Origin of the sequence: Pseudomonas sp. B37(2017) (assembly GCF_002112885.1) — a bacterium.
GTDB classification, from domain to species: Bacteria; Pseudomonadota; Gammaproteobacteria; order Pseudomonadales; family Pseudomonadaceae; genus Aquipseudomonas; species Aquipseudomonas paraglycinae.
On record NZ_NEIX01000011.1, the window covers coordinates 1 to 20,232 of the forward strand.

Consider the following 20,232-nt stretch of genomic DNA (forward strand, 5'->3'; position numbering starts at 1 on the left):
AGTGATTATTTTCAGAAGCTTTCGAAGATTTCTTCAACAACTTCAACCACTTGCGCTTCCGATCTCTCGTTAGCGGGAGGCGAATTCTACAGCGTTACACGCTGCTGTCAACACCTCTTTTTCTCCGCTTTCGACCGAGAAGATCGAACCGTTGAAAGCGCCAGACAAACCGGAATCTCCAACTCCTTCCAGACTTCGATGAACTGAAGCGACCCGCTCTCGAAACCTACTTAACTCATTGAGTCTCAAGGAGTTTTCCGTTTCGACTGCGCCGGAAGTGGGGCGAATTATAGAGACTCAGAATCTGCCGTCAACCCTTAATTTCGCTTTTCCTGAAAAACCTGCTTTTTACCCATCAAACGCGGGATCCGGCGGGTCAATGGAGGAATACGCAGCACCAAAAGGAAAACACCTATAAAGGCATAGATTGCCCACTCCTTAAGATCAGCACGCACAATCCACAACATATGCAGCAATCCCAACCCGAGAATCACATACACCAGCCGGTGCAACTTCTTCCAGCGGGTACCTAAACGGCGCTGACTGTATCGGTTGGAGGTAATCGCCAATGCAAACAACCCCAGAAAACCCAGAGCACCCACAATGATGTAGGGACGTTTGCGCAGCTCGACACCGAGTTGCGACCAGTCGAAACCGAGAATGAACGCCATATAGCTGCAAAGATGCAGAACCACATAGGCAAAACACCAGAGCCCCAACTGACGGCGCACGGCAATCCACCCGGCCCACCCCGTAAGTTTCTGCAGCGGCGTCATACTCAGGGTGATCAACAGCAATACCAATGTCCCAAGCCCTAGCCGATCAACCAGAACCTTCCCCGGATCTGGCCCAAGCAGATCCGCAAAAGCCTGATAGAACCACAACAGCGGCCAGATCGCCGCAACCAGGAAAACGCCTACGCGCCAGATCGGATATCGCATCAGTAGTTCTTCCGCAGATCGAGCCCTGTATATAAAGAAGCGACCTCATCCGAGTAGCCGTTGAACATCTGCGTATCACGCACATTCGGCTTGAACAGACTGTTAGGCAGTCGCCGCTCCCGCGCTTGAGTCCAGCGTGGATGGTCGACAGTAGGGTTCACATTCGCATAGAACCCGTACTCATCCGCAGCAATGCTCTGCCAGGTTGTCTTCGGCTGTTCGCTGACCAGACTGATCCGCACGATGGATTTGACGCTCTTGAAGCCGTACTTCCACGGCACCACCAAACGCAACGGCGCACCGTTCTGGTTTGGCAATTCGCGGCCATACATGCCCACCGCCAGAATCGCCAAGGGATTCATCGCCTCATCCAGACGCAAACCTTCTACATAAGGCCAGTCGATCAGGGCAAATCCCGAACGCTGTCCGGGCATGCTCTTCGGATCCTGCAAGGTTTCGAAGCGAATGTATTTGGCATTCGAAGTAGGTTCTACCTGCTTCAACAGTGCCGAGATGGGAAAACCGATCCAGGGAATCACCATCGACCACGCCTCGACACAACGCAGGCGATAAATACGCTCTTCCAGCTGGTAAGGCTTCATGAAGTCTTCCAGGGCATAACGCCCAGGCTTACCCACCTCCCCGTCCACGACAACAGTCCATGGTTCGGTTTTCAAGGAAGCGGCATTGGCCGCCGGATCACCCTTGTCGGTACCGAACTCATAGAAGTTGTTGTAATGGGTGGCGTCCTTGAAAGGTGTGATCGCCTCATTCTTGACGTTCACCGCGCCCCATTTGACAGAGGGCAACTTCTCGGCAAACCAGGCGGGCGCTTTTCCGGCCTCTACATCGGCATAGCGGGCAGCCTCTTCGGCACTGGCCCAGCGCGGCAAAGTGCTCACGGCCAAACCGGCCGCAGTCGCTCCGAGCAATTGTCGGCGAGAGAGATAAATGGATTCAGGCGTTACGTCCGACTCATGGCAATCGGACGCTTTGGGGACTTTGATCAGCATGGCAACTCCGCAGCTTTGGAGGACAGATGCACCATAGACTGCGGAGTATGAGGGAAATTACATCACTCGGCGTGTTTGTGACGACGAAGATGCAACAGATACTGCACCGGGCCCGACGCGGCATAAGCGAGGAACACCAGCAGCAGAATGCGAGGCGGATCGCTGAACACCACGGCAAAGACCAGCACCACCGCAAGGATCGCCACGAAAGGCACGCGCCCCTTCAAATCCAGCTCCTTGAAGCTGTTGTACTTGATGTTGCTGACCATCAGCATGCCGGCAGCCGCCACCATCAGTGCAACCAGGAATGACATCTTCGAACCCTGGATCCCGTAATCACTGAACGCCCAGACAATACCCGCGACCACACCAGCAGCAGCCGGGCTGGCCAGGCCGATGAAGTAGCGCTTGTCGGCGGTACCTACCTGAGTGTTGAAGCGCGCCAGACGCAATGCCGCACCCGCCACATAAATGAAGGCAACCATCCAGCCGACCTTACCCATGTCACCCAGCGCCCAGCCGAATGCCAGTAATGCCGGCGCGACACCAAAGGCGACCATGTCCGACAGCGAGTCGTACTCGGCGCCGAAGGCGCTTTGGGTATTGGTCATGCGCGCTACGCGACCATCAAGACCGTCGAGCACCATGGCGACAAAAATCGCGATGGCAGCAAAGGCAAAGTACTTGCTCGCATTCGCCGAGTCACCGGCGCTCAGCGCAGCCTGGGCACTCATCGAGTTGATGATGGAATAGAACCCTGCGAACAGGTTCGCAGTGGTGAACAGATTCGGCAGAAGATAGATACCACGATGCCGGACTTTACGGCCTTCTGCGTCATGCCCTTCTTCGATGTGCTCATCGATGGGCAGCAGGCTTTCGGCGTCGGAAGCCTGGTTCGGCTCTTCGGGACGTTCGCTCATGGACAGTACCTTGCAACGGATTGGACATTTTCGACAGGTGTCTGGGACGACGGTTCGGCCACAAACGATGCAGCTTTATACCAGAACCGCCCGCCCATACGAAAAAACGCGGCCTAGGCCGCGTTTTTTCATACAAGGTTCGACGACTTAGTTTTTGGCTTTGTCGACGATCTTGTTGGCACCGATCCACGGCATCATGGAGCGCAGTTGCTCGCCGATGATTTCGATACCGTGAGCGGCGTTGTTACGACGCTTGGCGGTCATCGAAGGGTAGCCGGTTGCGCCTTCGCTGATGAACATTTTGGCGTATTCGCCGTCCTGAATACGTTTCAGGGCGTTGCGCATGGCCTGACGGGATTCGGCGTTGATCACTTCCGGGCCGGTCACGTACTCGCCGTATTCAGCGTTGTTGGAGATCGAGTAGTTCATGTTGGCGATACCGCCTTCGTACATGAGGTCAACGATCAGTTTCAGTTCGTGCAAGCACTCGAAGTAGGCCATTTCCGGCGCATAGCCAGCTTCAACCAGGGTTTCGAAACCGGCTTTTACCAGTTCAACGGTACCGCCGCACAGAACGGCTTGTTCGCCGAACAGGTCGGTTTCGGTCTCGTCCTTGAAGGTGGTTTCGATGATGCCGGTACGACCGCCACCCACGCCGGCGGCGTAGGACAGTGCAACGTTCTTGGCGTTGCCCGAGGCGTCCTGGTAGATCGCGATCAGGTCAGGGATACCGCCGCCCTTCACGAATTCGGAACGTACGGTGTGGCCCGGTGCTTTCGGCGCGATCATGATCACGTCGAGGTCGGCACGCGGAACAACCTGGTTGTAGTGGATCGCGAAGCCGTGGGAGAAGGCCAGGGTGGCGCCTTTCTTGATGTTCGGCTCGATTTCGTTCTTGTACAGCTGGGACTGGAACTCGTCCGGGGTCAGGATCATGACCAGGTCGGCACCGGCAACAGCGGCAGCCACGTCGGTCACTTTCAGGCCATGGGCTTCAGCCTTGGCAACGGTGGCCGAACCTTTACGCAGACCGACGGTAACGTCGACACCGGAATCTTTCAGGTTGCACGCCTGGGCGTGGCCCTGGGAGCCGTAACCGATGATGGCAACTTTCTTGCCCTGGATGATCGACAGGTCGCAGTCTTTATCGTAGAAAACTTTCATGAATTTCCCCTTTATATCCAGGCCGTTCAGGCCATTCGCTAATTTGGTTTAGATGCTGAGTACTTTGTCGCCGCGGGCAATACCGGTGACGCCACTGCGGACGGTCTCCAGAATCGATGCGGTGCCGATGGACTGAATGAAGCTGTCGAGCTTGTCGCTGGTACCGGTCAGTTGAACGGTATACACGCTGGCGCTGACGTCGACGATCTGTCCACGGTAAATATCGGTGGTGCGTTTGATCTCGGCGCGCTGGGCGCCAGTGGCCTTGACCTTGACCAGCATCAGTTCGCGTTCGATGTGAGCGCTTTCCGACAGGTCCACCAGCTTGACCACTTCGATCAGCTTGTTCAGGTTTTTGGTGATCTGCTCGATGACTTCATCGTGGCCGACTGTGGTCAGCGTCAGACGCGACAGGGTCGGGTCTTCGGTTGGCGCAACGGTCAGGCTTTCGATGTTGTAGTTGCGCTGCGAGAACAGGCCGACTACGCGAGACAAAGCACCGGGTTCGTTTTCCAGAAGCAAGGAAATAATGTGCCGCATGATTAGGTACGCTCCGTCTTGCTCAGCCACATATCGCGCATGGAGCCGTCTTTGATCTGCATCGGATAGACGTGCTCGCTGGTGTCGACCGAAATATCGATCACCACCAGGCGATCTTTCATGGCGAACGCCTCTTCCATCTTCGACTTCAAATCTTTCGATTCGGTGATGCGCACGCCGACGTGGCCATAGGCTTCAGCCAGCTTGACGAAGTCAGGCAAGGATTCCATGTAGGAGTGCGAGTGACGGCTGCCGTAACTCATGTCCTGCCACTGACGAACCATGCCCAGAACACCGTTGTTCAGGATGACGATCTTGACCGGCAAACCGTATTGCAGGCAGGTCGACAATTCCTGGATGTTCATCTGGATACTGCCTTCACCGGTGACGCACGCAACATCGGTGTCAGGGAAGCTCAGAGCGATACCCATCGCGGCCGGCAGACCGAAGCCCATCGTGCCCAGGCCACCGGAGTTGATCCAGCGGTTCGGCTTGTTGAACTTGTAGTACTGCGCAGCAAACATCTGGTGCTGGCCCACGTCGGAGGTCACAAAGGCGTCGCCCTTGGTCACTTCGCACAGGGTTTCGATCACGGTCTGTGGCTTGATCTTGCTGCCGTCGCCCTTGTCGTAAGGGAACAGGCCGCGATCACCGCGCCACTCATCAACCTGCTTCCACCAGCTGGCAACGGCTTCCTTGTTCGGGGTTTCGCCGATTTCCTTGAGGATCGCGACCATTTCGGTCAGGACGCTCTCCACCGGACCCACGATTGGCACGTCGGCCTTGATGGTCTTGGAAATCGAAGCCGGGTCGATGTCGATGTGAATGATCTTGGCGTTCGGGCAGAACTTCGGCGCGCCGTTGATCACGCGATCGTCGAAACGCGCACCGACCGCCAGGATCACATCGGCATGGTGCATCGCCAGGTTCGCGGTGTAGCTGCCGTGCATGCCGAGCATGCCGATGAACTGACGATCAGTGCCAGGGTAGCCACCCAGGCCCATCAAGGTATTGGTAACCGGCAGGTTGAGCATTTGCGCCAACTCGGTCAGCGGCGCGGAGCCGTTGCCGAGGATCACGCCACCGCCGGAGTACAGCACAGGACGCTTGGCCGCCAGGAGCATTTCTGCCGCCTTGCGGATTTGCCCGGAGTGACCGCGAACGGCCGGGCTGTAGGAACGCAGTTTGGCTTTCTTCGGGAAGATGTATTCGAACTTCTCGGCCGGGTTGGTCATGTCTTTCGGGATATCGACCACGACCGGGCCCGGACGACCGGATTGCGCCAGGTAGAAGGCCTTCTTCATGACTTCCGGGATTTCGGACGCGTGCTTGATCATGAAGCTGTGCTTCACGATCGGCCTGGAGATACCGATCATGTCGGTTTCCTGGAACGCGTCGGTGCCGACCATGGTGCTTGGCACCTGACCGGAAATGATCACCATTGGAATCGAATCCATATAAGCGGTGGCGATACCGGTGATGGCGTTTGTGGCGCCTGGACCGGAAGTCACCAATACCACGCCGGCTTTACCGGTGGCACGGGCGTAGCCGTCAGCCATATGGGTAGCCGCTTGTTCGTGACGAACCAGGATGTGGGTCACTTCCGGTTCTTTGAACAGGGCATCGTAAACATGAAGGAGAGCACCACCCGGGTACCCGTAGATATATTTGACGCCTTCGTCACGCAAAAAGCGGACGAGCATCTCACCGCCAGATAAAAGCTCCACGTTGTTCACCTCTAAAACGCCAGAATACCGTCCACAAAAAAGCGAACGGGTCTTAATAGGTTTACTTCTCGGCAGAGCATGAGCGACGGTGGTCGCCGACTACGTCAGCACTGACTGAGCAAGTATTGGGATCGTCCCAAGTGTTGCGGGCCTTTCCCACCCAGCGCGAGGTAACGCGTTGCGGGTGTAACAGGTCGACGCGGATATGCGCCTCATGATCTGCCGAGAGGGTCTGCTTCTGGCAGTCCCTGTACAGCGGACTTTGGATTCTTCTGTTTCGCCCTCTGCAAGTCAAGTCGTCTATGTGCTTAATTGTGGGTAAGCACATGAGAACGCAAGAAAAAACCTGGAAACCGCTACTCTGTTAGCTTCAATTGCGCAGTTTTGCCAAGGAATCAGCATGCGAACGCTTCTCTTAACTCTGCTAATCGGCGCCAGCCCATGGTGTATGGCCGGTCAGATCTACAAATGGGTCGATGCCCAGGGCGTCACCCATTTCGATCAGCAGCCACCACAAGGGCAGTCATCCACCGCCGTGAAGACGCCCTCCTCTACCGCACCAATACCTGCCGCATTACCTGGCAGCGGCGCGCTGGGCGACCAGAAAGCCATCGATGACAAGGTCAAGAAGCAAGTGGCCGAGCAACAGAATCAGCTCACGGCATTTTGCGAACAGGCGCGCACGAATCTCGCGCAACTGCAGAACAATCCGCGTTTGAGGGAGGAGGTAGAGGGAGAATTGCGGCGGCTGAGCGACGACCAGCGCCAGCAACGTACTGCGGAGGCACAAAAACAGATTGCGGAAAACTGCCAGTAACCACTGGCAGTTTCCGGTTCAGCGCGAAGCGGTGATCAGCAGGTCGAACTCTTTGAGCAATACCTGAAGCTGCCGATCCTTGCCCTGCAGATTGCGCTGGGCAAAAACCATCTCGGCCATTTCCTGAATGCCCGAGGCATTGGGCAATGGCAGATCCTGTTCGAGGATCATCTTCATCCGCGGCAGGAAGATCCATTGCAGCCACTGCTCGAAATCGAGGGTGTCGACCGAAAACGGCTCGACACTGCTCAAGGCTTCGACCGAGGGCTGGACGTCATCCCACCAGCCCTGGGCGCGCAGTTCACGCTCGATCAAGAGCAATTGATCGGCGACCTTGGAGAAACGACTGTCCATCACAGCGAAACCTTGGCCTTCTGACGGGCCAGAGTGGCGCCGGCGGAATCACCTTGCTTCTCACGTGCCTGAGCGATCAATTCCCACAGACTGGCCTGCAAGTCCGGACGACCATTGGCCATGGTCAGTGCACGGCGAGCGGTCTGCTCGGCTTGCGGCGCATCGCCCTGGGCCATGCGCACCTGCGCCAGACGGTAAAGCACTTGCGGCTCGCGCGGCGCTACACGCTGTGCACGCTCCAGGCTGGAAGATGCGCCGTTGAGGTCGCCACCGGCCTGCTGCTGTTGCGCAGTACTCAACAGTGCGAGAACCGGGCCGTCCAGTTGTTCATCGGCAGACAGACCGCCGCCACTGCTGGCCGAAGGAATGCCGCTGGGCGTCGAAGGCATGCTGTAGCTGCCGGAGCTGATCGGCGCCGACTCGACCGCCGAAGGGTTGTACGGCCCCGGCGTGATGCCGCCGGACGCCGGGCCCGGAACGATCGGCGAAGAGCTGATCGGTGCCGAAGCCGCTGCGCCGCCCGGCACCATCACTACCACACCGGTATCACCTTGCGGGATCGCCTGGGTCTGGGCCTGTGCAGGACGTTTCACCGTCGTTTGACGGAAACCGCCATTGGCCGAAATGCGCTCGCTGTTGGATACGGCAGTGCCGGAGTCCACAACCGGAATCGAACCACGCTGTACGGTGGAGCAGCCGCTGAGCAAAGCCACGGCGGTCACCGCTGGAATCAACCACTTGTTCACTTGAAACCCTCTTTGCTTAATTCATCCAGCCCTTGACCCAATCCATCACCGACTCGCCCGATGCCGGGCTTTCGCCCGCGCAGGAGGCGCCGGGTGGCGGTTCGCTGCCGCGAATATACGGCATCTGCACGGCGCTCGGACAGTTGGCATCGGAGCCCTGGCCGGTACGCGAATCGACCCAGGCCTGCACCACGTTATCCGGCTGCGGCATGTCCAGCGGCAGCGGATCGGCTTTGCGCATGAAACTGGTCCAGACCTGCAACGCACCGGTGGCCCCGGTGAACGGCGTCTTGCCGTTGTCGTCACGGCCGAGCCAGACCACCGCCAGCAGATCCTGACTGAAACCGGCAAACCAGCTGTCGCGCGAATCGTTACTGGTACCGGTCTTGCCCGCCAGTGTCAGGGTTCTTGGCAACACGTTATAAACCGAACTGCCAGTACCTTCACGCATGACCCGCTGCATGGCGTTCTGGATCAGATAGATAGAGGCCGGATCGAACCGTTGCTCGATCTGGAACGGATAACGTTTGAGCGGCTCGCCATCGGCAGTCAGCACGCTGCGGATCCCGCGCATCGGCGTGTTGAAACCGCCGTTGGCCAGGGTCTGGTACATGGTCGCGACTTCGATCGGGGTCATGCCGCCAGCGCCGAGCAACATCGAAGGAAACGCCGGAAACTCGCGAGTTACGCCCAGTCGCGCGAGCGTCTTGAGGACATTCGGAACACCGACCGCCAGACCGAGACGCGAGGTAGAGAGGTTGTAGGAATGTGCCAACCCTTGATACAGGAACACCGTACCGTGGGAGCGACGGTCATAGTTCTGCGGTTTCCAGACCTGACCGTCCGCGCCTTTGATCGAAAGCGGGTCGTCCGACAGCCAACTGGTCAGCGTGTACTGGCTCGGTTTCTCCAGCGCCGTCAGATAAACCGCCGGCTTGATCAGAGAGCCGATCGGCCGCACGGCATCCAATGCGCGGTTGAAGCCGGCAAAACTCGCCTGACGGCTGCCGATCATGGCCTGGACTTCACCGGTTTCCGGGTTGGTCACGACCATCGCCGCTTCCACGTCGTCGGAACCCTTGCGACCGGACAGGCGCTTGAAGGTGTCGTTGACCGACGCTTCGGCTTTCATCTGCAGGATCGGATCGAAACTGGTGAAGATCCGCAGGCCCTCTTCGGTCAAGTCTTCGTCGCGGTAGTCTTCACGCAACTGGCGTTTGACCAGATCGATGAAGCCCGGGAAAGAACTGTCGGCCAGCTTGCCGCGCGTGGTCACGCCCAGCGGCATTTTCTTCGCGGCGGCCACTTGTTCGGCGGAAGCAACGCCCTGCTGCTCAAGCACGTCGAGCACCAGATTACGTCGCTCCAGCGCCCGCTCCGGGTTGCGACGCGGGTTGTAATAGGACGGACCTTTGACCATGCCGACCAACAACGCTACCTGGTGCAGCTTCAGCTCAGACAAAGGCTGAGCAAAGAAGAACTGGCTGGCCAGACCGAAACCGTGCACCGCACGCTGGCCGTCCTGACCGACAAAGACTTCGTTGAGGTAAGCCTCAAGGATTTCCTTTTTGTCGTAATGCAGCTCAAGCAGCATCGCCATCATCGCTTCGGTGAGCTTGCGGGTCAGGCTGCGTTCGTTGGTGAGGTAGAAGTTCTTGACCAGTTGCTGGGTCAGCGTACTGCCGCCTTGGGTCATCTTGCCGCCCGAAGTGTTGACCCAAACGGCACGGGCAATCGATTTCGGCGACACGCCCCAGTGGCTGTAGAAATCCCGGTCTTCCACGGCGACCAGGGTTTCCAGCAGATACGGCGGCACCTGATCGAGCTTGATCAGAATCCGGTCTTCGAGGTTTTTCGGGTAGATACCGCCGATCATCAGCGGCTCCAGGCGTACCACGGAGAGCTTCGAACCGTTGGTCGCCGAGAGTTCGGCCACATAATCGCCGGAGAAACGCACGCGCACCGGCTGCGGTTTCTCGAGGCCTTCGTAGAACTGGAAGCCACGGGTATTCAGATCAACCGTGTTGCCATTGACCGCCGCGGCGCCGGGACCGTTGCTCACGGCTTCGCGGCGATAGCCCAGGGCATCGAGTTCGGTGAGGAAATCGTCCTTGCTCAGCTTCTGTCCGACGAACAGCTCAAGCGGGCGCGCATACACCTTGGCCGGGATGGTCCAGCGCTTGCCGGAGAACTTCTCCTGCACCACGGCATCAAGGTAAACGGCGAAGCCGGCCAGCACCACAAGGCCGACCAGACTGAGTTTAAGGGCCCAGCCCAACCATGGGCGCAGGCCCCGGGAAGCTGGTTTTTTAGGGGTACGGGGGGATCGAGTACGAGTCATGGCGGCGGATTATACGCACTTTATTCATACTCAACAGGAGCGCTCCGAGGTTTGCGTCGGGCTGGCGAGCGGCCATAATGAGCGCCTTGAATTTCCCCCAGTCTCTGAAGGATCGTCCGTGAGCCAGTCCCTGATCGCTGCCCTGCAAAACCCGGCCCTCTACCCGCATCCCGTCGAAGGGTTCCAGGTCATCGAGACCCATATCTCGTGGGTACTGCTCACCGGTCCCTATGCCTATAAAGTGAAGAAACCGGTGAATTTCGGATTCCTCGACTTCACCAGCCTCGACTCCCGCGAGCACTTCTGCGGTGAAGAGCTGCGCCTTAACCAGCGCCTGACCGAAGATTTGTATCTGGAAGTGATTCCAGTGACCGGTAGCGCCGAAGCCCCGCAACTGGGCGGCGAAGGCCCGGCCATCGAATACGTGCTGAAAATGCGCCAGTTCCCGCAGACCGGCCTGCTCAGCACCCTGCAAGCCAACGGCGAGCTGACCACCGCGCACATTGACGCGATGGCCGAACAGATCGCCCGCTTCCACCTCAACGCGCCGAAAGTCCCGGCCGAGCACGATGCTGGCACCCCTGAAAGCGTAATGGCGCCGGTGCGCCAGAACTTCGAACAGATCCTGCCGTTCCTCAGCGACAAGAACGACCTGCTGCAACTTGATGCTCTGCAAGCGTGGGCTGAAAGCAGCTTCGATCGCCTGAAACCGCTGTTCGCCAAGCGCAAGGCCGACGGCTTCACTCGCGAATGCCACGGTGACATTCACCTGGGCAACGCCACGCTGATCGACGGCAAAGTCGTGATCTTCGACTGCATCGAATTCAACGAGCCATTCCGCTTCACCGACGTCTGGGCTGACACCGGTTTCCTGGCGATGGACCTGGAAGACCGTGGCCTGAAATCCCTGGCCCGTCGTTTCATCAGCCAGTATCTGGAACTGACCGGCGACTACCAAGGCCTGGAAGTGCTGAACTTCTACAAGGCTTACCGTGCGCTGGTACGTGCAAAGGTTGCACTGTTCAGCATGCCGGCCGACGCCACTCCGGTGCAGCGCGCCACCACCCTGCGCCAGTACCGCAACTACGCCAACCTGGCGGAAAGCTACAGCACCATTCCTTCGCGCTTCATGGCGATTACCCACGGCGTGTCCGCTGTAGGCAAAAGCCATGTGGCCATGCGCCTGGTCGAAGCGCTGGGCGCGATCCGTCTGCGCTCCGATGTCGAGCGCAAACGTCTGTTCGGCGAGCAAACCGTTGCCAATGATGTTCAGGCCGGGATCTACAGCGCCGATGCCAGCACTGCGACTTATGCTCGTCTGCATGAAATCGCCGAAGTGATCCTGCACGCCGGTTTCCCGGTGGTGATCGACGCCACTTACCTCAAGCGCGAACAACGCGACAACGCCGCCAAGGTCGCCGAAGCCACTGGCGCGCCATTCCTGATCCTTGACTGCAATGCTCCGCAGGCCGTGATCGAGAGCTGGCTGGCGATTCGTCAGGCGGACAAGAAGGATCCGTCCGACGCGACCCTCGCCGTGATCGAAGCACAACAGGCCAACCGCGAAGCCCTGACGCCGGAAGAAATCCTGCGCAGCAAGCGCGTGCAGACCAATGAATCCGGCACCCTCGACACCGTCGTGGCGCAGATTCGCCAGCGCCTGCCAGGTCTGTAAGAAACTATTTCGGCCGTGAAGCCCTCGCTCGCTTCACGGCCGTCAAATAGTGGCACTATACTGGCGTCATAAAACCAACAGGTGATTTGACATGAGCCAGCCGAAACTTCTCGACACCCCGCTTTATGCCTTGCTGCACAAAGACGACATCACAGGTTTCAACAATGAGCGCCCGAAAGACGGCCCGATCGACATGGTTGGTGGTGATTTTCGTGGCCTCGACCTGCGTGAACTGAACGCCGATGGCGTGGATTTCCGGGACGCCTACTTCCGTTCCGCCGACCTGCGCGGCATCGACTTTCGCAACGCCTCGCTGGAGGGCGCGAGCCTGGCCCACGCGCAGATCTCCGGGGCCTACTTCCCGCCGGAACTGAGTGCCGACGAAATCCTGATGTCGATGAATTTCGGTACGCGCCTGCGTTATCGCACCCGCTGAAGCTTTTAAAAACCTGAACCGTCCAGCGCCCCCGCTTTGCGCTGGACTGCGTGCTATTGGTAATTCTCCCTCGCCCTCCCCGTCCTGATTCATCAGTGAAAACTGACGTTTCTTAGAAGCGTTTGCGTTGAATCCGACCAAACAACCACGCTTTTCCTACTGATGGCTACACTCCTGAGAAGCTCGCCCACGCACCATTCGGCCGTCGCAAGGAGGCTTGATGAATGATGAACTGCAACACCTGAAGAATCTTGGCAAGACGTCGGCGCAATGGCTGCATGCCGTGGGCATCCATAGCGCCTCCGACTTGCGTCGCCTCGGTGCGGTGGATGCCTACCGGGCCGTGCGCACTCGCGGGTTCCGGGCGTCGAAGGTGTTGTTGTACGCGATCGAAGGGGCGTTGATGGATGTGCACTGGAACGACATTCCCGCCGAACGCAAGGATGCGCTGAACAAGCAGCTGGAAGCCATTTCCTCTCGCCACAAGAACTAACGGGCACTGAACGCCATGTACCTGCTCGGGGAACAATCGGCCCAGGCCGATGCATTGATCAACCACTTGCAGAGCTTGCCTGCGCAATGGCTTGAAGGCCTGCCGCCGTGCGGGCCAGCGCTGGAACTTGAAGCCACGGATGATCTGTTGGCACGTTTGCCGGACGACCAGTTGTTCTTGCTCACTCAAGGTGTCGTCACCGGCCGGCTGGGTGGACGTGGTCTGTTCTATTGGCATGAGGGCGATTTGATCGGCCTGCAACAGGGTCCGGAATGGGCGGATTGCACGCTGTACTCGGACAGCCCGCTGACATTACTGCCCTATCGCCGAAGCGATTTGTTTCAACATGTGTACGGCGAAACGTCGCGCTCGGAGCAGTTTCTGCGCTACCTGCTCGGGCAAATGGCGTTGCTGGCGCACGCAGTCGCCGAGTTCAAGCCGCGCGAGTTTCGCAGCACCAACGGTTTCATGCGGGTTGAAGCCGGTGACGTTCTGATCCGCCAAGGCGATGACGCCGACCATGTGTTCGTGATTATCGAAGGACACGCCGAAGCGTTTGTTAACGGGCACAAGGTAGGCGACGTGCCCAGGGATGAAATATTCGGCGCAATGGCGGTGTTTACTGGCGAGCCGCGCAACGCGACGGTCATTGCCCGGGAGGCGAGCACCGTAATGCTGATTCCCGGCGATCAGTTTCTGAGCATGACCCGCACCAATCCGAAAATCGCCCACAGCCTGATCGAAAGCATGGCGCGGCGTATCGACCAGCTCAACAAGCAGCTCACAGCCCAGATCTGACGCCCGGATTCACCGGGCGTTTACGCCATTGCCGGGACAAAACGACAGAAATGAAAAAACAGCAGTTGACTTGGTAATGAGAATCGCTATGATTATCACAACTGGTCGCGAGATCAGTCGATATTCTGAAAAGCCCTTGGTTCGGACTCTCAGATTATCTCCTCATCAGGCTAATCACGGTTATTTGACCCGGTTTTTACCGGGTCTTTTTTTGCCTGTGGAAAAGTCATTTTTTACTGAACTGTTTACGCATCTCGGCGCAATAATCCGGTTTCGGGGTGGCGGGTGTGTACCAGACATAATCAGCCATCGCCGCCGTAATCTGACTGCCCTGCTCCGCCAGCATCAGCACCGTCGGCGCTTCGGGCGCGCCCAAATCCAGCACATGCAGCGGCACCCCCACATCCTTGCGCGCGTGATACGCACCCGCCAATAACAAGGCAGGCGCAGGCGCCGCCAACAAACGCGAGGCCATGCGCCGATCCCGTTGTTGTTGAACGGCCAGCATCGCCGGCATTTGTGATGACGGCAGCAAGCCGCAGTGAGAATCGCCGATCTGCTCCAACAGCGTCTCTTTCACGGATTTGGCGTTGCTGCGCTCACCGCTCAAAACCGGAGGATCGCGATAGAACGCACGAATTTCGATGTTATCGAGGTTGGCTGCCAGCAACGGCCAGGATTGCGTCAGGGCGAACCGCACAATCGGGCCGTAGAGATTCCAGTCCCAACCGTCCTGCCAGGCCAATGCAGCGGGAAGATCAACCGGTGGCGTTGTGGCATGTCGCACATCATCAACCCGCGACTGTTGATCGGGCGTCAGCATTTCCAACAGGAGACTGCCTTGGGGTCGCGTTTCTTCGAGGTTCTGCAACAACCACAATTGAAGGGCATGGTGATCGGCGTTGTCATGCTGTTCGCCGATAATCACCCGCGAGGGCCTGCTCAGTTGCGTCAGTAATTGCTGCGCCGTCAGACTCTCGCCGCTACGCAGATCACGGATCTCGCCCACGACCGGCGGCTCCGCAACATGCTGGCAACCCGCAAGCCACAACACCGCCAACAGCAGAATCCCGCGCATACCCTCACCTCGATGACGACATCAGCGGGCGATGATCAGCGGATGCCCGCGCTCCGGGTGCGGCTGCACCAGCACTTCCAGACCGAAAACCGCCTTCAGCGATTCAGGGCGCAACACCTGTTGCGGCGTATCCAGTGCGACCGGGAGACCGCCTTCAAGCAGCAGGATGCGATCACAATAGCGCGCCGCCAGATTCAGATCATGCAGGATCACCAGAACCGCCGCGCCGCGATCGGCAAATTCGCGCACCGCTTGCAGTGTCGTGTGTTGATGCAACGGATCGAGCATCGAGGTCGGCTCATCGAGCAGCAACGTCTGCCCCGCCTGCCCCGGCCAGAGCTGCGCCAGCACCCGCGCCAGATGCACGCGCTGACGCTCGCCGCCGGACAACGCCAGATAACTGCGGCCACTCAGGTGCCCGGCATCGGCCGCCCGCAATGCGGCAGCGACGATCTCGTCATCGCGCACCCGCCCGCTCTGATAAGGCAGACGCCCCATGCCGACCACTTCTTCAACACGAAAGGCGAAATCCAGGGTCGATACCTGCGGCAACACCGCCAGCCGCTGCGCGCGCTGAGTGCCACTCCAATGACTCAAGGCCTCACCGTCCAGCAGCACTTCCCCCTCGTGCGCGCTCAGCTCACCGCACAGCGCGCCGAGCAAGGTGCTTTTGCCGGCGCCATTCGGCCCCAACACGCCAAGCACTTCGCCCGGTTCGAGTTGCAGGCTGACATCGGCCAGAACGGTCTTGCGGCCACGGCGGATGTGCAGATTGTGCGCACGCAGCATCAGGCACGCCCTCGCAGCAGCAGATAAAGGAAGAACGGCGCACCGATGAACGCCGTGACGATGCCGATCGGCAGTTCCGCCGGCGCCAGCGCCAGCCGCGCCACCAGATCCGCCAGCAGCAACAGACTCGCCCCGGCCAGCACCGATGCCGGCAGCAACACCCGATGATCAGGCCCCGCGAGCAAGCGCACCAGATGCGGCACCACCAGCCCGACAAAACCGATCATGCCCGCCGCTGCCACCGCCGCACCGACACCCAGCGCCGTGCAGAACACCAGCTCGCGCTTGAGCCGTTCTACATCGATCCCCAGATGCCCGGCTTCCGATTCGCCGAGCAGCAACGCATTGAGCGCCTTCGCCCGCCGTGGAAGCCAAAGTGCAACACCGGCGGTGATGATCAGCAGCGGCCACAACCGCGCATAGCTCGCGCCGTTGAGGCTGCCCAGGTTCCAGAACGTCAACGTGCGCAATGTCGCGTCATCAGCCAGATAGGTAAACAGCCCCACCGCCGAGCTGGCCAACGCCGTCAGAGCGATACCCGCCAGCAACATGGTCGCAACATTCGTCTGCCCATTACGGCGGCCTAGTCGATAGACCAACGCCGTTACGCCAAGGCCACCGAGAAACGCGCAAACCGACAGCAGATAAGGTCCGAACCACTCCGGCAATCCGCCAAAAAACGAACCGCCGACAATCGCCACCGCCGCGCCCAACGCCGCGCCGCTCGAGACGCCGACCAGCCCCGGATCGGCCAGCGGATTGCGAAACAGCCCCTGCATCGCCACCCCGGACAGCGCCAGCACGCCACCGACGGCCAGCCCCAGCAACGTACGCGGCAGACGAATCTGCCCGAGAATCAGTTCAGCCTGTTCCAGCCCGTCCGGCGCCAGCGGCACACCGATCATGCGCAGCGCTGCGCGCAAGGTATCGAACAACGGCAGACTGACCGGCCCCAACGCCAGCGACAGCCAGATCGCCAGCAGGCACAGCAAGATCAGGCCGATGAACAAGCCACGGGGTTTGACCAGCGTGGTCATTGGCCGCTCTGGGCCGGGTAGAAACCGTCAGACAGGGTCTTGAGCGCAGCCGGCAAACGCGGCCCGAGCCCGCCCACCAGCAGCGTCGGATCCAGCTCCAGCACGCGTCCGGCCTTGGCCGCACGGCTGGAATTGAGGATCGGGTTTTCCTTGAACAGCGCCGCTTTCGCCGCGTCGCCGGTCAGCGCGCGGTCAGCGAACACCAGCACTTCAGGATCGAGACTGGCCAGGGATTCCACGGAAAACGGTTTGTACCCGGTGTGGGTCGCAAGGTTATGCCCGCCCGCCTGCTGCAGCAGCCAGTCGGCGGCGGTGTCTTTGCCGGCAATCAACGGTTTTCCGCCGGCATGCCCAAGTAGCAACAACACCCCCGGCGCTTTTTGCTGGGTCTGCGCTTCAGCCACTCGCGCCTTTTGCGCATCAAGTTGCTGTTGATAACTCTGCAGCAATTGCGCGGCCTGGCTTTCGGCACCCAGCAACTGCCCCAGATGAGTGACATTTTTTTCCAGCGTCGGCAGATCCGGCTGAGCCGAGAACAATTCCACCTGCACCTTGGCACTGCGAACCTGCGAAATCACTGGCGGCGGGCCCATTTCTTCGGTGCCGATGAGGATGTCCGGGCGCAGGCTGAGAATGCCTTCGGCCGACAAGCTGCGCTGATAGCCGATGCTCGGCAGCGACTTGAGAGACTCGGGATGCTGGCTGGTGGTGTCGACGCCTACCAACTTGGACTCGCCACCCAGCGCGCTCACCCACTCCGACAACGCGCCGCCGGCGCTGACCCAACGTTGCGGCAACTCGGCCGCTGCAGCCTGGTGGCTGACCCAAAGTCCGACACACAGCACGGCAACGCGGGTACTCAGGCGCATAGACAGCTTCCTTGAAAGGTTTTCCCGGGCATCGGAACGGCAGGCCAAGTATCCTCGGCAGCGGTCACCTCGCCACGGGCGAAGGCGGCCATTTGATAATTGTTTGCATTTGAACGTCAAGCTCGGACATATCCAGACACGAGCCGACATTTGAGGATAGCCATGAAGTTTCTTTGCGCGGGCGCCGATCTGGTTGAGGACGGCAGTCGCGGTTTCGATATCGACGGGAAAAAACTGTTTGCCGTGCGCCGCGCGGGGCGGGCTTACGTCTATCTCAATCGCTGCCCGCATCGGGGCGTTGGCCTGGAATGGCACCCCGACCAGTTTCTCGACCCGAGCAACAGCCTGATCCAGTGCGCAACCCACGGCGCACTGTTTCTGATCGAGGACGGTGAATGCGTCGCCGGCCCGTGCGCCGGGCAATCGCTGACGGCCATCCCTTGCCGTGAAGACGCGCAAGGGCTATGGATCGATGTTTAACCGTTGAGCAGCACGTCCAGGCGCCGGTCGATCACCATCTCTTCATGGCTCAAACGCACGCCGTACGCCAGGACTTCGACCCCGCACGCCACCGCCTCGCGCAGCGCAGCGGTGTAGGCCGAGTCGATTTCCTCGGCAGGACGCACCGCTTCGATGCCGGTGAGATTGACGCAGTACAACTGCACCGCGCGAATCCCGTCCCGGGCCAGATGCGCCAGCTCACGCAAATGCTTGGCGCCGCGCTCTGTCACCGCATCGGGAAACGCTGCCACCGCCGTACCGTCGAAACCGAGCGTGACGCTTTTCACTTCCACGTAGGCCGGGCCCGTCGGATAGTCGAGGCGAAAATCGATCCGGCTCTTTTCCTGTCCGTATGCCACTTCGCGCTTGAGCCCGGTAAATCCGTTCAGCTCACTGATGACGCCGGCCTGCAAGGCTTCTTCGACCAGTGCATTGGCGCGCCCGGTGTTCACGCAAAACAGTCGGCCCTGCGGGGTTTCGCCGACTTCCCAGGTGCCAGGCAATTTGCGCTTGGGGTCATTGGAACGGCTGAACCAGACCTGCCCGCCCTCAACCTGGCAATTGAGCATCGAGCCGGTGTTCGGGCAATGAATGGTCAGCAACTCGCCGCCAACGGTTTCGATATCGGCGAGAAAACGCTTGTAACGGCGGATCAACCGGCCTTCTTCAAGAGGAGGATGAAAGCGCATCAGCCTTGCCAGCTCTTCAAGCCACGGGCTATGCGTTCCACCGCTTCCTGTAGCCGAGGGAGGTTTTGCGTGTAGGCAAAACGCACATGATGACCGGCCTGATAGCGACCGAAATCCAGCCCTGGAGTAAACGCTACATGTTCGGTTTCGAGAAAATGCCGACAGAACGCGAAGGCATCGCCGCCGAACTGGCTGATATCGGCATACAAATAGAACGCGCCTTCCGGCTCCACGGCAATGTTGAAACCCAGTTCACGCAATGCCGGCAGCAGGAAGTCGCGACGACGGCCGAACTCGGCGCGGCGCTCTTCGAGAATCGCGATGGTGTCCGGCTCGAAACAGGCCAGCGCTGCGTGTTGGGCCATGCTTGGCGCGCTGATGTAGAGGTTCTGCGCGAGCTTTTCCAGCTCACTGACCGCCGCATCCGGCGCCACCAGCCAGCCGAGGCGCCATCCGGTCATGCCGAAATATTTGGAGAAACTGTTGAGGACAAATGCACTGTCATCGACTTCCAGCACACTGGCTGCGTCGGTGCCGTAAGTCAGGCCGTGATAGATCTCGTCCACCACCAGATGCCCGTGACGCGCCTTGATGGCTGTGGATAAACCGGCCAGCTCATCGCGTGTCAGAATCGTACCGGTCGGGTTGGCTGGCGAAGCGACCAGCGCGCCGACGCTGTCGTGATCCCAGTGGCGCGCCACCAGGTCCGGCGTCAGTTGATAGCGAACGTCCGGGCCGACCGGCACAAGCTGCGCCGCGCCTTCGACCAGTCGCAGAAAATGCCGGTTGCAAGGATAGCCGGGGTCGGCCAGCAGCCAGTGCTTGCCCGGATCCACCAGCAACGCGCTGGCCAGCAGCAACGCGCCGGAGCCGCCCGGCGTGATGAGAATCCGTCGTGGGTCGATGTTCAGGCCGTAGCGCGCTTGATAGAAGCCGGAAATCGCCTCGCGCAGCTCGGGAATGCCACGGGCCGCGGTGTAACGGGTTTTCCCGTCTGTCAGGGCTTGCTGGCCGGCGCGGATGATCGGTTCGGCGGTGGTAAAGTCCGGCTCGCCGATTTCCAGGTGGATCACGTCGTGGCCGGCGGCCTGCAATTCATTGGCCCGCGCCAGCAACGCCATCACATGGAACGGTTCGATCGCACGACTGCGCGCACTGTAGGGCTGAGCCATTGGCCTTCCTTCAACGAGGGAAAAGAAACGATTCTACCCATCTGCCGGAACGAGCGAGAACCCGCAACGGTCACAGCCTCAAGAACACTGGACTGTAACGACCCGGGCGTACGCTCCAGGATTGACTAAAAT

21 protein-coding genes and 1 pseudogene are annotated in these 20,232 nt (G+C 59.6%); 7 read left to right on the forward strand and 15 right to left on the reverse strand.

All coding sequences use genetic code 11. The annotated features are described in order from the left end of the window. A pseudogene (locus tag CAF90_RS29635) lies at positions 1-207 on the forward strand (hypothetical protein); the annotation flags it as partial. A gap of 110 nt (positions 208-317) precedes the next feature. On the opposite strand, the gene msrQ reads toward CAF90_RS29635, so the two are convergent. From msrQ to CAF90_RS23465, 6 genes are all read right to left on the reverse strand, one after another. Continuing rightward, a complete protein-coding gene (gene msrQ / locus CAF90_RS23440) occupies positions 318-941 on the reverse strand; it encodes a protein-methionine-sulfoxide reductase heme-binding subunit MsrQ (RefSeq protein WP_085608662.1) in 624 nt (207 codons plus the stop codon). Next, positions 941-1,954: a protein-methionine-sulfoxide reductase catalytic subunit MsrP gene (gene msrP / locus CAF90_RS23445; RefSeq protein WP_085608663.1), complete on the reverse strand. Its 1,014-nt coding sequence runs from the start codon at positions 1,952-1,954 to the stop codon at positions 941-943. Before msrP ends, msrQ begins: the two co-directional genes overlap by 1 nt. Before the next feature lie 62 nt (positions 1,955-2,016). Then, the gene (gene pssA, locus CAF90_RS23450; protein WP_007959662.1) at positions 2,017-2,874 is read right to left on the reverse strand and encodes a CDP-diacylglycerol--serine O-phosphatidyltransferase; all 858 of its coding nucleotides are present in this window, start codon (positions 2,872-2,874) and stop codon (positions 2,017-2,019) included. A gap of 147 nt (positions 2,875-3,021) precedes the next feature. Beyond that, a complete protein-coding gene (ilvC, locus tag CAF90_RS23455) occupies positions 3,022-4,038 on the reverse strand; it encodes a ketol-acid reductoisomerase (RefSeq protein ID WP_007959661.1) in 1,017 nt (338 codons plus the stop codon). A 48-nt stretch (positions 4,039-4,086) separates the two neighbouring features. Beyond that, complete coding sequence (gene ilvN, locus CAF90_RS23460; protein ID WP_003176102.1) at positions 4,087-4,578, reverse strand: acetolactate synthase small subunit; 492 nt, start codon at positions 4,576-4,578, stop codon at positions 4,087-4,089. A 2-nt stretch (positions 4,579-4,580) separates the two neighbouring features. Further along, positions 4,581-6,305 carry an acetolactate synthase 3 large subunit gene (locus CAF90_RS23465; RefSeq protein ID WP_085608788.1) on the reverse strand — a complete coding sequence of 575 codons (1,725 nt, stop codon included), beginning with the start codon at positions 6,303-6,305 and terminating at the stop codon, positions 4,581-4,583. Between the two features lie 400 nt (positions 6,306-6,705). Between CAF90_RS23465 and CAF90_RS23470 the strand changes: the two genes are divergently transcribed. Then, positions 6,706-7,122, forward strand: coding sequence for a DUF4124 domain-containing protein (locus tag CAF90_RS23470; protein ID WP_007959651.1), 417 nt, complete (start codon positions 6,706-6,708; stop codon positions 7,120-7,122). An 18-nt stretch (positions 7,123-7,140) separates the two neighbouring features. On the opposite strand, the gene CAF90_RS23475 is transcribed toward CAF90_RS23470, so the two are convergent. From CAF90_RS23475 to mrcB, 3 genes are read right to left on the reverse strand one after another with little or no spacing between them, the layout of a single operon-like run. Then, entirely contained in the window at positions 7,141-7,476 is a 336-nt protein-coding gene (locus tag CAF90_RS23475) for a YqcC family protein (protein ID WP_064599443.1), read from the reverse strand. Next, positions 7,476-8,222 carry a hypothetical protein gene (locus CAF90_RS23480; protein ID WP_007959642.1) on the reverse strand — a complete coding sequence of 249 codons (747 nt, stop codon included), beginning with the start codon at positions 8,220-8,222 and terminating at the stop codon, positions 7,476-7,478. Before CAF90_RS23480 ends, CAF90_RS23475 begins: the two co-directional genes overlap by 1 nt. A 16-nt stretch (positions 8,223-8,238) precedes the next feature. Next, positions 8,239-10,563 carry a penicillin-binding protein 1B gene (mrcB, locus tag CAF90_RS23485; RefSeq protein ID WP_085608664.1) on the reverse strand — a complete coding sequence of 775 codons (2,325 nt, stop codon included), beginning with the start codon at positions 10,561-10,563 and terminating at the stop codon, positions 8,239-8,241. 118 nt (positions 10,564-10,681) lie between these two features. Between mrcB and CAF90_RS23490 the strand changes: the two genes are divergently transcribed. The 4 genes from CAF90_RS23490 to CAF90_RS23505 all read left to right on the forward strand — a co-directional run bounded on the left by CAF90_RS23490 (position 10,682) and on the right by CAF90_RS23505 (position 13,965). After that, positions 10,682-12,238, forward strand: a complete 1,557-nt coding sequence (locus tag CAF90_RS23490) for a bifunctional aminoglycoside phosphotransferase/ATP-binding protein (RefSeq protein ID WP_085608665.1) — start codon at positions 10,682-10,684, stop codon at positions 12,236-12,238. A 91-nt stretch (positions 12,239-12,329) separates the two neighbouring features. Next, positions 12,330-12,674 (forward strand): pentapeptide repeat-containing protein, encoded by a 345-nt coding sequence (locus CAF90_RS23495; RefSeq protein WP_007959639.1) that lies wholly within the window; start codon positions 12,330-12,332, stop codon positions 12,672-12,674. Between the two features lie 220 nt (positions 12,675-12,894). Continuing rightward, a complete protein-coding gene (locus tag CAF90_RS23500) occupies positions 12,895-13,167 on the forward strand; it encodes a TfoX/Sxy family protein (protein ID WP_003228231.1) in 273 nt (90 codons plus the stop codon). 15 nt (positions 13,168-13,182) lie between these two features. Next, entirely contained in the window at positions 13,183-13,965 is a 783-nt protein-coding gene (locus CAF90_RS23505) for a Crp/Fnr family transcriptional regulator (RefSeq protein ID WP_085608666.1), read from the forward strand. 226 nt (positions 13,966-14,191) lie between these two features. On the opposite strand, the gene CAF90_RS23510 is transcribed toward CAF90_RS23505, so the two are convergent. Genes CAF90_RS23510 through CAF90_RS23525 form a run of 4 tightly spaced genes read right to left on the reverse strand, consistent with a single transcriptional unit; the run spans position 14,192 to position 17,738 of the window. After that, positions 14,192-15,043 carry a ChaN family lipoprotein gene (locus CAF90_RS23510; protein WP_085608667.1) on the reverse strand — a complete coding sequence of 284 codons (852 nt, stop codon included), beginning with the start codon at positions 15,041-15,043 and terminating at the stop codon, positions 14,192-14,194. 21 nt (positions 15,044-15,064) lie between these two features. Then, the gene (locus CAF90_RS23515; RefSeq protein ID WP_085608668.1) at positions 15,065-15,832 is read right to left on the reverse strand and encodes a heme ABC transporter ATP-binding protein; all 768 of its coding nucleotides are present in this window, start codon (positions 15,830-15,832) and stop codon (positions 15,065-15,067) included. Then, positions 15,832-16,815: an iron ABC transporter permease gene (locus tag CAF90_RS23520; protein ID WP_170928972.1), complete on the reverse strand. Its 984-nt coding sequence runs from the start codon at positions 16,813-16,815 to the stop codon at positions 15,832-15,834. The genes CAF90_RS23515 and CAF90_RS23520 overlap by 1 nt, the downstream gene beginning before the upstream one ends. Positions 16,816-16,865: 50 nt before the next feature. Next, positions 16,866-17,738 carry a hemin ABC transporter substrate-binding protein gene (locus CAF90_RS23525; protein ID WP_085608669.1) on the reverse strand — a complete coding sequence of 291 codons (873 nt, stop codon included), beginning with the start codon at positions 17,736-17,738 and terminating at the stop codon, positions 16,866-16,868. A 162-nt stretch (positions 17,739-17,900) separates the two neighbouring features. Between CAF90_RS23525 and CAF90_RS23530 the strand changes: the two genes are divergently transcribed. Next, complete coding sequence (locus tag CAF90_RS23530; protein ID WP_085608670.1) at positions 17,901-18,218, forward strand: Rieske (2Fe-2S) protein; 318 nt, start codon at positions 17,901-17,903, stop codon at positions 18,216-18,218. On the opposite strand, the gene sfsA is transcribed toward CAF90_RS23530, so the two are convergent. Together sfsA and CAF90_RS23540 are read right to left on the reverse strand one after the other, a co-directional pair. Continuing rightward, positions 18,215-18,928: a DNA/RNA nuclease SfsA gene (sfsA, locus tag CAF90_RS23535; RefSeq protein WP_085608671.1), complete on the reverse strand. Its 714-nt coding sequence runs from the start codon at positions 18,926-18,928 to the stop codon at positions 18,215-18,217. The two genes, CAF90_RS23530 and sfsA, sit on opposite strands and share 4 nt — an antisense overlap. Continuing rightward, a complete protein-coding gene (locus tag CAF90_RS23540; RefSeq protein WP_085608672.1) occupies positions 18,928-20,100 on the reverse strand; it encodes a pyridoxal phosphate-dependent aminotransferase in 1,173 nt (390 codons plus the stop codon). Before CAF90_RS23540 ends, sfsA begins: the two co-directional genes overlap by 1 nt. Positions 20,101-20,232 lie beyond the last annotated feature (132 nt).

What these genes read in the sequence shown, in the direction of transcription:
- msrQ (WP_085608662.1), bottom strand. Translation starts at nt 941, where the DNA reads ATGCGATATCCGATCTGGCGCGTAGGCGTTTTCCTGGTTGCGGCGATC.
- msrP (WP_085608663.1), bottom strand. Translation starts at nt 1,954, where the DNA reads ATGCTGATCAAAGTCCCCAAAGCGTCCGATTGCCATGAGTCGGACGTA.
- pssA (WP_007959662.1), bottom strand. Translation starts at nt 2,874, where the DNA reads ATGAGCGAACGTCCCGAAGAGCCGAACCAGGCTTCCGACGCCGAAAGC.
- ilvC (WP_007959661.1), bottom strand. Translation starts at nt 4,038, where the DNA reads ATGAAAGTTTTCTACGATAAAGACTGCGACCTGTCGATCATCCAGGGC.
- ilvN (WP_003176102.1), bottom strand. Translation starts at nt 4,578, where the DNA reads ATGCGGCACATTATTTCCTTGCTTCTGGAAAACGAACCCGGTGCTTTG.
- CAF90_RS23470 (WP_007959651.1), top strand. Translation starts at nt 6,706, where the DNA reads ATGCGAACGCTTCTCTTAACTCTGCTAATCGGCGCCAGCCCATGGTGT.
- CAF90_RS23475 (WP_064599443.1), bottom strand. Translation starts at nt 7,476, where the DNA reads ATGGACAGTCGTTTCTCCAAGGTCGCCGATCAATTGCTCTTGATCGAG.
- mrcB (WP_085608664.1), bottom strand. Translation starts at nt 10,563, where the DNA reads ATGACTCGTACTCGATCCCCCCGTACCCCTAAAAAACCAGCTTCCCGG.
- CAF90_RS23495 (WP_007959639.1), top strand. Translation starts at nt 12,330, where the DNA reads ATGAGCCAGCCGAAACTTCTCGACACCCCGCTTTATGCCTTGCTGCAC.
- CAF90_RS23500 (WP_003228231.1), top strand. Translation starts at nt 12,895, where the DNA reads ATGAATGATGAACTGCAACACCTGAAGAATCTTGGCAAGACGTCGGCG.
- CAF90_RS23505 (WP_085608666.1), top strand. Translation starts at nt 13,183, where the DNA reads ATGTACCTGCTCGGGGAACAATCGGCCCAGGCCGATGCATTGATCAAC.
- CAF90_RS23510 (WP_085608667.1), bottom strand. Translation starts at nt 15,043, where the DNA reads ATGCGCGGGATTCTGCTGTTGGCGGTGTTGTGGCTTGCGGGTTGCCAG.
- CAF90_RS23515 (WP_085608668.1), bottom strand. Translation starts at nt 15,832, where the DNA reads ATGCTGCGTGCGCACAATCTGCACATCCGCCGTGGCCGCAAGACCGTT.
- CAF90_RS23525 (WP_085608669.1), bottom strand. Translation starts at nt 17,738, where the DNA reads ATGCGCCTGAGTACCCGCGTTGCCGTGCTGTGTGTCGGACTTTGGGTC.
- CAF90_RS23530 (WP_085608670.1), top strand. Translation starts at nt 17,901, where the DNA reads ATGAAGTTTCTTTGCGCGGGCGCCGATCTGGTTGAGGACGGCAGTCGC.
- sfsA (WP_085608671.1), bottom strand. Translation starts at nt 18,928, where the DNA reads ATGCGCTTTCATCCTCCTCTTGAAGAAGGCCGGTTGATCCGCCGTTAC.
- CAF90_RS23540 (WP_085608672.1), bottom strand. Translation starts at nt 20,100, where the DNA reads ATGGCTCAGCCCTACAGTGCGCGCAGTCGTGCGATCGAACCGTTCCAT.